This window comes from Bradyrhizobium sp., from assembly GCF_030646015.1.
Classification (GTDB): Bacteria; Pseudomonadota; Alphaproteobacteria; order Rhizobiales; family Xanthobacteraceae; genus Bradyrhizobium.
This window is the reverse complement of record NZ_JAUSLT010000157.1, coordinates 1-12,667: the sequence shown is the minus strand read 5'-3', so window position 1 is coordinate 12,667 and position 12,667 is coordinate 1. Positions and strand designations below refer to the sequence as shown.

The 12,667-nt window shown below is 62.9% G+C and carries 13 protein-coding genes; 2 read left to right on the top strand and 11 right to left on the bottom strand.

The genetic code is table 11. The features are described 5' to 3' along the window. Positions 1–112: 112 nt before the first annotated feature. From Q7T45_RS23580 to Q7T45_RS23545, 8 genes are all read right to left on the bottom strand, one after another. A complete protein-coding gene (locus Q7T45_RS23580) occupies positions 113–1,333 on the bottom strand; it encodes an ABC transporter substrate-binding protein (protein WP_304874015.1) in 1,221 nt (406 codons plus the stop codon). Positions 1,334–1,366: 33 nt separating this feature from the next. After that, positions 1,367–2,098: an ABC transporter ATP-binding protein gene (locus Q7T45_RS23575; RefSeq protein ID WP_304874014.1), complete on the bottom strand. Its 732-nt coding sequence runs from the start codon at positions 2,096–2,098 to the stop codon at positions 1,367–1,369. Further along, positions 2,091–2,813 carry an ABC transporter ATP-binding protein gene (locus Q7T45_RS23570; protein WP_304738691.1) on the bottom strand — a complete coding sequence of 241 codons (723 nt, stop codon included), beginning with the start codon at positions 2,811–2,813 and terminating at the stop codon, positions 2,091–2,093. Before Q7T45_RS23570 ends, Q7T45_RS23575 begins: the two co-directional genes overlap by 8 nt. Before the next feature lie 120 nt (positions 2,814–2,933). Further along, a complete protein-coding gene (locus Q7T45_RS23565; RefSeq protein ID WP_304874013.1) occupies positions 2,934–4,913 on the bottom strand; it encodes an AMP-binding protein in 1,980 nt (659 codons plus the stop codon). A 21-nt stretch (positions 4,914–4,934) separates the two neighbouring features. Beyond that, positions 4,935–5,972, bottom strand: coding sequence for an alpha-ketoacid dehydrogenase subunit beta (locus tag Q7T45_RS23560; RefSeq protein ID WP_304874012.1), 1,038 nt, complete (start codon positions 5,970–5,972; stop codon positions 4,935–4,937). A 21-nt stretch (positions 5,973–5,993) separates the two neighbouring features. Continuing rightward, positions 5,994–6,917, bottom strand: coding sequence for a thiamine pyrophosphate-dependent dehydrogenase E1 component subunit alpha (locus tag Q7T45_RS23555; protein WP_304874011.1), 924 nt, complete (start codon positions 6,915–6,917; stop codon positions 5,994–5,996). Between the two features lie 80 nt (positions 6,918–6,997). Next, the gene (locus Q7T45_RS23550) at positions 6,998–7,867 is read right to left on the bottom strand and encodes an SDR family NAD(P)-dependent oxidoreductase (protein ID WP_304874010.1); all 870 of its coding nucleotides are present in this window, start codon (positions 7,865–7,867) and stop codon (positions 6,998–7,000) included. Beyond that, positions 7,854–8,918 (bottom strand): hypothetical protein, encoded by a 1,065-nt coding sequence (locus Q7T45_RS23545; RefSeq protein ID WP_304874009.1) that lies wholly within the window; start codon positions 8,916–8,918, stop codon positions 7,854–7,856. Before Q7T45_RS23545 ends, Q7T45_RS23550 begins: the two co-directional genes overlap by 14 nt. Before the next feature lie 194 nt (positions 8,919–9,112). Here Q7T45_RS23545 and Q7T45_RS23540 point away from each other — a divergent pair, with 194 nt between their 5' ends. Next, positions 9,113–9,976 (top strand): IclR family transcriptional regulator, encoded by an 864-nt coding sequence (locus Q7T45_RS23540; protein ID WP_304874008.1) that lies wholly within the window; start codon positions 9,113–9,115, stop codon positions 9,974–9,976. Between the two features lie 204 nt (positions 9,977–10,180). Here Q7T45_RS23540 and Q7T45_RS23535 read toward each other — a convergent pair whose 3' ends face one another. The 3 genes from Q7T45_RS23535 to Q7T45_RS23525 all read right to left on the bottom strand — a co-directional run bounded on the left by Q7T45_RS23535 (position 10,181) and on the right by Q7T45_RS23525 (position 11,897). Continuing rightward, a complete protein-coding gene (locus Q7T45_RS23535; RefSeq protein WP_304874007.1) occupies positions 10,181–10,741 on the bottom strand; it encodes a hypothetical protein in 561 nt (186 codons plus the stop codon). A 152-nt stretch (positions 10,742–10,893) separates the two neighbouring features. Continuing rightward, the gene (locus Q7T45_RS23530; protein WP_304874006.1) at positions 10,894–11,196 is read right to left on the bottom strand and encodes a hypothetical protein; all 303 of its coding nucleotides are present in this window, start codon (positions 11,194–11,196) and stop codon (positions 10,894–10,896) included. 47 nt (positions 11,197–11,243) lie between these two features. Further along, complete coding sequence (locus tag Q7T45_RS23525) at positions 11,244–11,897, bottom strand: Crp/Fnr family transcriptional regulator (protein ID WP_304874004.1); 654 nt, start codon at positions 11,895–11,897, stop codon at positions 11,244–11,246. A gap of 276 nt (positions 11,898–12,173) precedes the next feature. On the opposite strand from Q7T45_RS23525, the gene Q7T45_RS23520 reads away from it, so the two are divergent. After that, a complete protein-coding gene (locus tag Q7T45_RS23520; RefSeq protein ID WP_304874002.1) occupies positions 12,174–12,470 on the top strand; it encodes an IclR family transcriptional regulator C-terminal domain-containing protein in 297 nt (98 codons plus the stop codon). Positions 12,471–12,667: the final 197 nt, after the last annotated feature.

The following is a 12,667-nucleotide window of genomic DNA, read 5'->3' as shown; positions in this document are numbered from 1 at the left end:
AGTCCCACCAGAAGCTGCGCGTAGAGAGCCTGCATCGATCGATCTTTCGAAACTCAATCTTCGGTAAACGGACGGAAACCCGCCGGCGCCAGGCGCCGGCGGGCCGCCCTTGTTACTTCTTTACCAGCGGACATTCACTTTCCGAAAGCGGCCGGAAAGCCTTGTCTCCGGGGGTGGTTCCGATCAGCTTGTAATAATCCCAGGGGCCTTTGGAATCCGCGGGCTTCTTGACCTCGAACAGATAGGCCGGGTGAATCTTGCGGCCGTCGACGCGGATCGTGCCCTTGCCGAACAGGGGATCGTCGGTCGGCATCGACTTCATCTTCTCGACGACCTTGATACCGTCATGCGGATTGCCACCCATCGCCTCGAGCGCCTTGAAATAATGGATCAGGCCCGAGTAGACACCGGCCTGAATCATCGACGGCTGCGCCTTGTTCTTCATGCGCTCGGAAAAGCGCTTGGAAAACGCCCGGGTCCCGTCATTCAGGTCCCAGTAGAACGTTTCCGTGAAGTTCAGACCTTGCGCCACTTTGAGACCGAGCGAGTGAACGTCGTTGATGAACAGCAGCAGGCCGGCGAGTTTCTGGCCGCCGGCGACGATGCCGAATTCCGACGCCTGCTTGATCGTATTGGTGGTGTCGCCGCCGGCATTGGCCATGCCGACGATCTTGGCCTTCGATGCCTGCGCCTGCAGCAGGAACGACGAGAAATCCGCGGTGTTCAGCGGGTGCCTGACGGTGCCGATCACCTTGCCGCCGGACTTCAGCACGACCGCGGCGGTGTCGCGCTCCAGCGCGTGACCGAAGGCGTAGTCCGCGGTCAGGAAGTACCAGGTGTCGCCGCCGGCCTTCACCAGCGCCTGGCCGGTGCTGTTGGCGAGCATGTAGGTATCATAGACCCAGTGAATCGTGTTCGGCGAACATTGCGTATTGGTCAGATCCGACGTTGCTGCGCCGGTATTGATCATGACTCCGTTTTTCTCCTTGACGAGATTGTTGACTGCCAGCGCCACGCCGGAGTTCAGCACGTCCACGAAGATATCTACCTTGTCGACGTCGATCCACTGCCTCGCGGTGTTAACGGCAATGTCGGGCTTGTTCTGATGGTCGGCGGAAATCACGTCGATCTTCCAGCCCTTGGCGGCAAGTCCGGAATCCTCAACCGCCATCTGGGCCGCGAGCGTAGAGCCCGCGCCGCCGAGGTCGGAGTAAAGACCCGAATTGTCGGTCAGTACGCCGATCTTGACGGTTTTATCCTGCGCAAGGGCGGCGGTGCTTGCGCCAAATGCCAGTGCGGTACCAAGCAATAATGCCGAGATTCTGTTTTTCATCTGTATCTCCGTGGCTGTGCTCGACGACGTCGTTCAGACGCCGAGATAGGTGTGAAGCTTGTCCATATTGGCTTGCAGATCCGAGTTCTTAAAACCGTCGATCACCTTGCCGTGCTCGACGATGTAGTAGCGGTCCGCGACGGTCGCCGCGAACCGGAAGTTCTGTTCGACCAGGAGGATCGTAAAACCCTCTTTCTTGAGGCGCGCGATGGTGTGGCCGATCTGCTGGATGATGACCGGGGCCAGCCCCTCGGTCGGCTCGTCCAGCATCAGGAACCGGGCGCCGGTGCGCAGGATCCGGGCGATCGCCAGCATCTGCTGCTCGCCGCCCGACAGCTTGGTGCCCTGGCTGTCGAGCCTTTCCTTTAGATTCGGAAACCGGTCGAAGATCTGGTCCAGCGACAGCCCGCCCGGGCGCACCACCGGCGGCAACAGCAGGTTTTCGCGCACGTCGAGGCTGGCGAAAATCCCGCGTTCCTCGGGACAGAAGGCGACGCCCATGCGCGCGATCTTGTCCGACGAGGTTCGCGTGATGTCCTGATCGCCGAAACGAATCGAGCCGGTGCGCTTGCCGATGATTCCCATCACCGATTTCAGCGTGGTGGTCTTGCCCGCGCCGTTGCGTCCGAGCAGCGTGACTACCTCGCCGGCATTCACGTTGAAATTGATCCCGTGAAGGATATGGGACTCGCCGTACCAGGCTTCGAGATCCTGCACCGTCAGCACCGGGGTCGCGGCGGCGTCAGCCATCTTCGAATCAGCCATGACCCGCCCCCAGATACGCTTCCTTGACGCGCTCGTCCTTGGTCAGTTCGGCGTAATTGCCTTCCGCCAGCACCTGTCCGCGCGTCAGCACCGTGATGATGTCGGAAAGATTGGCCACGACGCTGAGATTATGTTCGACCATCAGGATGGTGTATTTCGCCGAGATCCGCTTGATCAACGCGGCGATCTTGTCGATGTCCTCGTGTCCCATGCCGGCCATCGGCTCGTCGAGCAGCATCATTTCCGGATCGAGCGCCAGCGTCGTCGCAATCTCCAGCGCGCGCTTGCGCCCGTAGGGCATTTCGACCGCAGGCGTGTTGGCAAACTCGCTGAGGCCGACATCGTCGAGCAGTTCATGGGCGCGGCCGTTGAAGCGGTCCAGCACCGTCTTGGAGCGCCAGAAATCGAAGGAGTGCCCGTGTTGGCGTTGCAGCGCGACCCTGACATTCTCCAGCGCGGTGAGGTGCGGGAACACCGCTGAAATCTGGAACGAGCGCACCAGGCCGAGGCGCGCCACGTCGGCCGGCGCCATCGCCGTAATGTCCTGCCCCTTATAGAGGATCCGGCCCGCCGAAGGCTTCAGGAACTTGGTCAGCAGGTTGAAGCACGTCGTCTTGCCGGCCCCGTTAGGACCGATCAAGGCATGTATGCTGCCACGGCGAACCCTTAGATCGACATCGCGGACAGCAAAGAACCCCGCGAATTCCTTGCTCAATCCGTGGGTTTCGAGAATGAACTCAGTCACCGGCTCTTCCTGACGTTACCTTGCGACCGATTGAAGGCGACGATCGCCTGCCTAAGCGGCGCTTATGACGACGTACCATAGGTGTCACACTCACGGAGCGCGCCGACGTCGGTCGTCCGGGTCATTGCCGATACGCATCCGCAACTCCAGCACGGCCTCCGGATTTACCAAAGCGCTCTGATCGCCCGGCTCTTGGCCCGCGCACACGGCGCGGATCACGCGGCGCATGATCTTCATGTTGCGCGTGCGCGGCAGATCCGACACAAAGATGACGCGGCTCGGCCGGAACGGTGTGCCCAGCCCTTGGGTGACCGCGCGCTCGAGTTTGTCGCGCAATGCGTCGGCGTCACTCGCGCCAGGCTTGGGCACACAGACGAGGACCAGCGCCGAGCCCTTGATCGGGTCGGGCACGGCGACGGCCGCCGCGTCGGCGATCTGCCCGGTGGCCAGTGCCAGCGCCTCGATTTCGTCCGGACCGGTACGTTTGCCGGCAATCTTCATTGTATCGTCGGAACGGCCGTGGATATACCACTGGCCGTCAGCGTCCCGGCTGGCGAAGTCGCCGTGATGCCAGATGTCCGGCCAAGTGCTCCAGTAGGTCTGCAGATAGCGTGCTTCATCGCGCCATAGCCCGCGCGTCAGGCCGATACTCGGACGCCGCATCACCAACTCGCCCACGGCGCCAGGCGCCGTGCTGGTGCCTTTCTCGTCGACGATATCTGCGCCTGTGCCCGGCAGCGCGCAGTTGAATCCGCAGCACTTGAGCGGCAGCAGCACAGTCGTGCCGATGATGCTGATCATCTCGGTGCCGCCCGAGAAATTGAGAATGGGCAGTCGCCCGCCGCCGGCCTGCTGGAAGAACCACCACCACGCTTCAGGCGTCCACGCTTCGCCGGCGGAAATCAGCATCCGCAGTTTGGAAAGATCGTGTGTGGCGGCCGGCGCGCTGCCCTGCGCCATGAAGCCGCGAACCGTCGTCGGAGCCACGCCGAGATAGGTGACGCGTTGTCGTTCGATGATGCGCCACATCCTGTCGGGGTCGGGATAGTTTGGCGCCCCTTCCACCAGCACGAGCGTGGCGCCGACGAGCGGCGTACCAAAAACGATCAATGGACCGATGATCCAACCCATGTCGCTCATCCAGAACACACGGTCGGACGGCTTGCAGTCCAGCAGCAGCCACAAGTCGAGAACCAGCTTCGCGGTGAAGCCGATATGCGAGTGCACGACGCCCTTCGGCTGGCCTGTGGTGCCCGAAGTGAAGACCAGCAGATACGGCGCCTCGGCGTCCATCTCCTGGGTGGGAGCAGTGTCGGGCTGCGTCGCACACAGCTCGTCCCACCAATGGTCGCGCCCCGAACGCCAGTTTACCGGCGCGCCGGTGTGGCGCAGCACGATCACATGCTCAACAGCCGGCGACAGAGCGGCCGCTTCGTCCACAACTGCAAAGGCGTTCACCACTTTGCCGCGGCGCAGGCTGGCGTCGATTGTGACGATGGCCTTCGCGCCGCCGGTGGCCAGACGCGACGCCACAGCGTCGGCTCCGAAGCCGGAAAACAGCGGCATCACCACGGCGCCGATTTTGGCTACAGCAAGCATCGCGACCATGGCCTCGGGCACGTTGGGCAGGTAGATCGCCACGACGTCGCCAGGCCCGAGCCCCAGCCCGCGCAGCCCGCCGGCGAGGCGGCAAACCTCGCGATCGATCTCGCGGTAGGTGAGTGTCCGGCGCGCGCCATCCTCGCCTTCCCAGTCGAGCAGTGGCTTGTCGTAGGTCGGAGTGCCGCGCCAGCGGTCCAGCACGTTGAGCACGACGTTGGTTGTCCCGCCCACGCACCAGCTCGCCCAGGCAGGACCGCGGGTCTCGTCCACCACCGCGCTGTACGGCCGATAGAACCGAAAGCCAAAGTGGTCGAGCAGCGCGCGGTGAAAACGTTCGGGGTCTTCGTCGCCGCAACGAACCATCGCTTCCCAGCTGTCGACGCCCAGCACATGCATGAAGGCGGCGGCGTTGGACGCCTGCGACAGCGCGGCGTTCGGCTGCCAGGCGAAGGCGCTGGTCCTGTCCATGGGAAGGTTCCTCGCTCCCGCTCAGCGCGACATCATCTGGCGTATCGCGGCCTCGATCCGCGCCCGGCCGGGCAGGACTTCATCCTGCAGGCACGGCGCGAAGGGCACGGGCACGTTCGGATTGCCCAGCCGCCGCGGGGCGGCTTTCAGCGCTTCGAATGCGCGCTCGGCGACCGTTGCGATCACTTCAGCCTGAATGCCGAAGTTCAGATAGGCTTCGTCGACGACCAGAAGCCGCCCGGTCTTGCGCACCGAGGCGACCAGCGTGTCGACGTCGAAGGGGACGAGCGTGCGGGGGTCGATCACCTCGACCGATACGCCCTCGGCGGCCAGCGCCTCTGCTGCGGCGAGCGCGTGGTGGACCATCGTGAGCGTGGCGACAACGGTAATGTCGACGCCCTCGCGCCGCACGGCGGCCTTGCCGAATTCCGCCACATGGTCGGCGTCGCGGAATTCCGCGGGAACCGGCCAGCGCGTACGGTAGAGCTGCTTGTGCTCGAAAAACAATACCGGGTTGTTGTCGCGGATGGCGGCCTTCATCATCGCCTTGGCGTCCATCGAGGTCGAGGGCAGCAAAACCTTGATCCCTGGCACGTGCGCGAACCACGAATACAGCGACTGCGAATGCTGCGAGCCGGCGCCTTGTCCGCCGCCGCACGGCAGGCGAATGACCAGCGGAACGCTGACCTGCCCACCGGTGAGATAGCGCAGCATGGCGGCCTGATGCGTGAGCTGGTCGATGGCGACCGACATGAAGTCGCCAAACTGGAATTCGACGATCGGCCGCATGCCGCCCATGGCGGCGCCAACCGCGGCTCCGACCACCGCCACTTCCGCGCACGGCGCATCGCGAATGCGCTCGCGGCCAAACTCCTTGGCGAGGCCGGTCGTCACGCCAAAGGGCGAGGCAAGCGCGATATCCTCACCCATCTGGAACACCAGCGGATCGCGCCGCATCTCCTCCCGCATCGCTTCGTTGATAGCGCCGCGGAAACTCGGCCAATCCTTCTCCTCTGGCTTGACGGGGCCGCCGGGGCGAAACAGTCGATTGTCAAACATGGTGATCTCCGCTCGAACAGTTCAGGCCCAGAGGTCTTCATAGGCTTCGTGGATTGCGGGGTAGGGTTGAGTGCGTGCGTGGGCGACCGCGCCGGCAACTTCTGCCTCGATCTCGCGGTTCATGCGCGCCCTTTCGTCTGCCGAGAGAATGCGCTCACGCTCGAGCCGTTCGCCGAACAGAAAGATCGGGCAATGCTTCCAAGCCGACTCCAGTTCTTCCCTGGAGCGATAGGGTTGCGTATCGTGAATGAGATGGCCGGTCAGGCGCTCGCACTGCGCCTCGATGAAGGTTGCGCCGCCGCCGGCACGCGCCCGCGCCACCGCCTCGGCGACGGCGGCCTGAACGGCGAGAGGATCGGTCCCGTCCACGACCACCCCGGGCAGGCCGTATCCGGCGGCGCGCGCGGCGATCGACGGGCCCTTCAGGGCGTCGGTATCGCGCTGGGTGATGCAGTAGCGATTGTTCTCGCACAGCAGAATGAGCGGCAACGTCCACATGGCGGCGAGCGCCGCCGCTTCGTGCACCGCGCCTTCGTTGCTGGCGCCGTCGCCAAAGAAGGCGAGACTGACCCGGTCGGTGCCGCGCATCTTCTGCGCCAGCGCCATGCCGCCGGCGATCGGGACCTGTGCCGGTACGATGCCGCCCATGCCGACGACGCCGCGAGTCATATCCGTGACGTGATACGACTTGCCCTTGTTGTATCCGGTGCGCCGACAGTACAGTTCGGCGAGGATGCGTTTGGGATCCAATCCGCGCGCCACCTGCGCCGCCTGTCCGCGATGGGTCGTGAAGACGAAGTCTCCGTCGCCCAGCGCCGCGCAGGCACCTGCGGCAATGGCTTCCTGACCGGTGGATAGCGAGGGAGGAATGCCGGAGATCTCCTCCGTCAGATAGGCGTCGCCCCAGGCTTTCTCGACGGCGCGGATCAGCAGCATGGCGCGCATCAATTCGCGCCTGGCAGCAGCATCCGGTTTGGCTTGGACTGTCGTCACGGGCAGGCTCCTGGGCATGTGGCTCGATGGAATCACGATAGTTTCGGCCGGGTGCGGATTTCGGACGGCTCGCCCGTCGTTCCCCTGTCGAGGCCAACGGCTCGCAGCACGGCGCTTGCCGCTCCCTCGCCGAACAAGGCCGGCCCGCGCGCGAGCAGGCCGCCGTCCACGACAATGGTTTCGCCGGTGATGAAACCCGCATCGTCACTGGCGAGAAAGGCAACGACGCCGGCGATGTCCGACGCGGTGCCGGGCACCGGCCAGGGCTGGCGTTGCAGGATCGTTCGTTCACCCTGGTCGGGCTTGCCGCGATGAAACAGTTCGGTCATCACCGGACCCGGCGCGACCGCGTTGACGCGGATGCGATGCGGCGCCAGTTCCACGGCCACGCTGCGCGTAAGATTGATGATGGCAGCCTTGGCAGCCGAGTAGGCGTGCGCGCCGGATCCGGCGGCATATCCGGCGACCGACGCCGTGGAGACGATGCATCCCCCGCGACCCTGCGCCTGCAGGATCCGCGCGCCGTGCTTCATGCCGAGAAAGACGCCGCGCAGCAGCACGGCAAGCGTGAAGTCCCAGTCCTCCACCCGCGTTTCCGCGATCGGTCCGTAGACGCCGCCAATACCCGCATTGTTGAACACGAAGTCGAGCCGGCCGAACTCCGCCAGCGCGGCATCGAACATGGCTTCGACGGCGCTCTCCTCGGCGACGTCAATGCGGAGGAAGCGGATGTTATCGCCGTATCCTGCGTCGGCAGCCGCGGCCAGGACGCGTCCGGCATTGGCTTCGTTTATGTCTCCAATCATGACCTTGGCGCCTTCGCTCAGGAAGCGCAACGCCGTATCCGCGCCGATGCCGTTGGCGCCGCCGGTGATCACCGCCACCCGGTCAATGAGCCTCATGCGGACCCCCGGCGGCAGGCAACCCTACCAAACGCGCGTAATCGGAAGGGATGTCTTCGCGCCGCTTGTAGATGTGCAGCGTGCAGCCGCCATCCTCGCTTGCGGGATTCTCGAACACCCATTGCGCCCGACCGAACCAGCGCAGCGTGGCGGCGCCGTTCCAGATGGCGCAGTGCGTGCAGTACACCGGCATGCGCGCCTCGCCGAACGTCAGCGGATCGGGCCCTTCGACGAACGGCAGCGACTGCGGCCCCTCATAGGCGCCGTCGAGACGAAGCCTGCCGCCGCTTCCGCAGGGAGACTGGCGGATCGTGAACCGCCGCTCGTCTTCCTGCACCTGCACCCGCCCCATGTGCTGCTTCAGCAGGAAGGCGGTCGTCGCGGCGAACTCCGCGGCCTGCATCTGCTCCCACTTCTCGAATCCGGCGCGCTGCCCCTCGGCCACGGCCAGGTGGAAGTCGAGCAATGCCCTGTTGCCGAAGTGGCGGACAATCCAGGCAAAGCTGTCGGCCATGAACCGGATCATCGTGTCGTGCAGAGCGAGGTAGGCATGGTCCTTGGCGTCCAGCAGGTCCAGCGCCGACTGCGCTCGGCCATGGGTCAATGACTGAACGATCTCGTCGGCGCGACGGGCCTGATCGAGCGTAAAGCGCTCCTGGCTCGCCTGGAGCTCACGGATGCAGGTGTCGGCCAGCAGCGAGGGGACAGTTGGCGGCATTTCGTCCGCCTCGCCGCGGCGAAGACCGTCCAACAACCGCGTCAAAAGGCAGGTCAGGTCGGCGTCAGCTACCGGGGCGGCTCGCGCGGTGACGCGATTCGCTCCCCCGGCCCACGAAGTGGTCTCGGTCAGCAATCGAAGGAGGACCTGCAGTGTAAAGCCGAGACCGCGCATCATGAAGGCGTATTCGCGCGCCAGGTCGCGAGTCTGGCCATCCCCATGCAACGCCAACTCCGATGCCGCGCCAACGTCCTTGTCGATGAGCGCTGCGCGGATCCTGTCGCTCAGGCGAATCCCCCAGGTCTGGCAGTTGCTGCTCGTCGCGGGTCGCATGGGGCTCCAGCCTCAGGGTCTTGTCCTCGGGACAGGTCGTTCCCGATCTCTTCGCCATCGAACGCATTGTTATGAACTCGCGAAGTATGTCTAAACCTATGACCTAATGATCTTTTACGTCAAGTATCTGGTTTTTTTGAACACTTGTTCAGCCTGCTGAACGGTGCTATCGACCCTCTCACGGAGGACTGGCAATGATCGACACCCGCTTCGTAGGCAAATCACGCACCTCGTCATGGCCGCATGCTGCTGACAGGGCATCCTCACCGTCCAGGGGCGCGATGGTGCCCGCCGTGGCTCGCGCCGCTCAACTGTTGAATACGTTGGCAGCCACCGAGCGACCGTTGCCGCTCACGGCGCTCGTAAAGACGCTGGCGCTGCCCAAGAGCACGGTGCACGGGCTGTGCGTTACGCTGGCGCACGCCGGTCTTATCGAGCGATTGGACAACGGCGCTTACCAGCTCGGCACGCGGGTGATGGATCTGGCGAATGCCTACATGTCGCGAACGGACCCGGCGGCAGAGTTTCAGGCGATCATGAAAGCAGAAGCGCCGATGCCCGAAGAGTCGATCGTGCTTTCGGTGCTCGACGGTGCGGACATCGTTTACGTAGGATGCCGTAACGGCACGCGCACTTTCGGCTTCAACTTTCGTATCGGCATGCGCTTGCCGGCCAACTGCACCGCCAGCGGCAAGGCGATGTTGAGCAGCCGGTCGGCCCAATACGTCATGGACCTCGAGTCGGGAAGGGCGTTCTACTCGTTGACGCGCAAGAGCATAGCCCGCGCTGAACCGCTCCTGAAGCAGTTGGGCAAGGTGGTGCTGCAGGGCTATGCCGTCGACGACGAAGAGACCCGGCTCGGGATGATGTGCATCGGCGCCCCGATCTTTAGTGCAGCATCCGCTGAGGCAGTCGCAGCTGTCGCAATCAGCCTGTCGAAGGCCACGCTGAACCCGGAGCGCAAGGCGTCGGCGATCGAGACGGCGAAGCGATTGGCCAGCGATATTTCCAGTCGTTTGGGGGGCGAGCGGGCTGACGCCTGTAGCAATTCTGCATAGATAGCCAAACTGTGCGGCCGGTTTTCGATCAGATCTGCGCCTACTTCAATGAAGTCGCCGATCCGGCAATTGAGGCGCAGCGATGTCTGTCGTGGGCCGTTCAGCTACAGGTGCTGGTTCGGTGGCCGAGGATGGTTAAGCCGGTGAGGCGGTTCAGATAGCGCGTCATCACGCGGCCAAGGTCACCGAGCGTTACCACGCCGCTCACGCCTGCTGTATGCGGACGTTTGCGACCGGCAAGGAAGAAGGCCGCCTGACGGGCCAGCGCGGACAGCTTTTTTTGGCCGCCGCAAGAGCGGCGCCGAATTTCCGGCGGAAGCATCGATCGCCAGGTTCGACGTCGATGGTCTGGTCTTCTTTACCGCGATCCTGCTCGACGTCTCCGTGCGCCAGCAGGAGAAAGCGCTGTTTTACCAGGCCCAGAAGATGGAAACGGTGGGGCAACTCACCGGCGGGATCGCGCACGATTTCAACAACCTTCTCCTCGTCATCGGAGGATACCTCGAAATGCTGCAGGTCGAGGTCGCCGACCGGCCATTCGCGCAGAATTGCGTTGCGATGGCTGGTGGCGACAGAACGCGGCGCGCAACTCAATCGGCAGCTTCTGCCTTCGCACGCAAGCAGCCTCCGGTCCCAGCTGTCATGGATATCAATGCGCTGATTCGGGAGGAGACCGAATTGTTGCGTCACAGCCTCGGCGAGCCTTTCGAAGTTGAAACGGTTCTCGGCGGCGGATTGTGGAAGGCCGTGGTGGACAAAGGTCAACTCAAGAACGCGTTGCCAATCTCGCCGTCAATGCGCGCGATGCGACGCTGGAGGGCGGCAGGCTCACGATCGAGACCTCCAACGCCCACTCGACCGAAATTATGCCGCGCAGTATCACGACGTGCCTGCCGGCCAATATGTGCTGGTCGCCGTCACAATGTCATTGCCGTGGAAGACGGACCCGCCGTCTTGACCGTTCTCGCCACGATCGAAAGTCCGGATTTGCTATTCACCGACGTTGTTTTTCCGCATGGCATGACGGCAAGCAGGTTTCGGCAGCCATCCTCAAGCGTTTTCCAAATGCCGCCGTGATCTTCACTTCCGGCTACACCAGGAACACCATCGTCCACAACGAGCGTCGATGACGATACCTGGCCTATTCGCGGCAGGAACTGGGGAGAACCGTTCGGAGCATACTGGACGTCCGGCGTGCCGATATCTGCCGCCTGGCTCAACGCGTGAGCCTGCGTGCGACGGATGCGCCCATATACGACAGTCGCGGTCAATTCAGCGACCCGATGCGCTCCAACTCGGGGAGATTGCCGACTTGCAGAGCACCGTCTGATAACGCGACGATACCACGTTCGCGGAACAGGCTGAGAACCCGACTCACATGAACTGGCGTGAGTCCGACGGCATCGGCGATGTGTTGCTGGCGCAACGGAAACGGGTAACGCTGTTCACGGATCACGCTTCGGGCCGCGATCCGCCGCATCAGGTGCAGAAGCAAATAGGCAATGCGCTCCTCCGCCGAGTATTGGCCGAGCGCTGTTAGCGACTTGCCCGCGGCATCGCCCTCAGCGAAGCAAGATGCTGCCAGCGCCATCAAAATCTTGGGATTGGCAAGGAGCCTTGCCTGGACTTCCGCGCGCTGCATTGCGCTTACTTGAATCTCGGTCAATGCTTTGACCGAGAAGTGAAACCGTTGCTCAAATACTGAGATAACAGAGAAAAGATCGCCCGGCAGCAGAAAATTCAATATTTGCCTGCGGCCGTCGGCTAATTGGAAGAACCGAAATCCCCAACCTCCGCACAGCACAAAGACATCCTCGGACACCAGGTTCCGAGTGGCGATTTGCTTGCCTGCCGGGACAATACGATGATGCTGCCAATCTGCGTCTTGCTGCGCACCCGATTCTTCGAGGCGCTTCTCCAATAGCGTTCCGCAGAAGCCCAGATCGCGGTGTGGACACGTTACGCAGGGTGACACGTTTTGCATTTGAGTCTTCATTGACCAAACAGAAATGACGCAGAAGGGGCGTCGTACTAACTATCAGGAACGGTACGATTCTTTCGGCGAGCTGGCGCATAGCCGATATGCCATCTAACCACAATTGCATCGATAGTTGCCGCGACCTAGATTTCTATTACTCGCTCAATAAACACCCGGCGGCAGTCCATTTCATATTCCAAGTCCTGCACCGGCGGACGATTGAGATACCACGTCAACACGCCACTCAAATCCATCACACCCCGCACCATTGTCGATCCGAAGCGGCTCGGCCGGGAACTGCAGTTGACCAGTGAACGTGGGTACGCCTGGGTCGACGGCGAACTCGACCCCGCCATTTGCGGCATAGCGGTTCCCATTCGCGACCAGGCCGGCAGCGTGGTCGCGGCGATCAGCGTCAATCTGATTTCCGGCACGTTAAATGAGGCTGCCGCGAAAAAACGGTACCTCGTGCGGCTTCAAAAGACGGCCCAGGACATTCGTACCCAGGCAGCTTAGATTGGATACGCTTCTTTGACACTGCAACTTCGGCGATTGCCGAACGACCGCTTTGCGCCGATTGTGTTGAAAAACTCGGTGTTGAAGCCGACCGTGATCGCTGATTCATTCTGTCCCGTCGGGGCGGGAGATCGAATCGATGATGGGTCCGCGGCAGGTTGATCAGGCGGCGCTGTTCTACGAGTTCTCACTTGAGC

Excerpts from the sequence above, each read along its gene's own strand:
- Q7T45_RS23580 (WP_304874015.1), bottom strand. The coding sequence starts at position 1,333 with ATGAAAAACAGAATCTCGGCATTATTGCTTGGTACCGCACTGGCATTT.
- Q7T45_RS23575 (WP_304874014.1), bottom strand. The coding sequence starts at position 2,098 with ATGGCTGATTCGAAGATGGCTGACGCCGCCGCGACCCCGGTGCTGACG.
- Q7T45_RS23565 (WP_304874013.1), bottom strand. The coding sequence starts at position 4,913 with ATGGACAGGACCAGCGCCTTCGCCTGGCAGCCGAACGCCGCGCTGTCG.
- Q7T45_RS23560 (WP_304874012.1), bottom strand. The coding sequence starts at position 5,972 with ATGTTTGACAATCGACTGTTTCGCCCCGGCGGCCCCGTCAAGCCAGAG.
- Q7T45_RS23555 (WP_304874011.1), bottom strand. The coding sequence starts at position 6,917 with ATGCGCGCCATGCTGCTGATCCGCGCCGTCGAGAAAGCCTGGGGCGAC.
- Q7T45_RS23550 (WP_304874010.1), bottom strand. The coding sequence starts at position 7,867 with ATGAGGCTCATTGACCGGGTGGCGGTGATCACCGGCGGCGCCAACGGC.
- Q7T45_RS23545 (WP_304874009.1), bottom strand. The coding sequence starts at position 8,918 with ATGCGACCCGCGACGAGCAGCAACTGCCAGACCTGGGGGATTCGCCTG.
- Q7T45_RS23540 (WP_304874008.1), top strand. The coding sequence starts at position 9,113 with ATGATCGACACCCGCTTCGTAGGCAAATCACGCACCTCGTCATGGCCG.